Source organism: Streptacidiphilus sp. ASG 303 (assembly GCF_020991365.1).
Classification (GTDB): domain Bacteria; phylum Actinomycetota; class Actinomycetes; order Streptomycetales; family Streptomycetaceae; genus Peterkaempfera.
This window is the reverse complement of sequence record NZ_JAJLRA010000110.1, coordinates 1-327: the sequence shown is the minus strand read 5'-3', so window position 1 is coordinate 327 and position 327 is coordinate 1. Positions and strand designations below refer to the sequence as shown.

The 327-nt window shown below is 80.7% G+C and carries 1 pseudogene; it reads left to right on the top strand.

Annotated elements, in window-relative coordinates:
* Positions 1 to 327: pseudogene (locus LO771_RS30135) on the top strand (hypothetical protein); the annotation flags it as partial.

Genomic DNA, 327 nt, shown 5'->3' with positions numbered 1-327 from the left:
GGCGCCGCGAGGCGGCGCAGGCGCTGACGGAGGCCGCCGCCGCGGACGCCGGCCCGGTGCTGGACCTGCGCTCGGCGGCGTACGCGGCCGCGGGGCGGCCCGCCGGCGAGGTGGCCGCCCGGACGGCGACCGTGCGGGTGCTGCACGAGCGCGAGGCCGGCGGGGTGGTGAAGCGGTCGGTGGTGAGCCACTTCAACACGGCGACCAAGGGCCGCCTGGTGCGCGACCTGCTCCAGGCGGGGGCGGAGCCGCGGGACACCGGCGGGCTGGTCACGGCGCTGCGCGACCTCAAGGACACCGTGGAGGAGCAGCCGGCCGCGGCCGGGC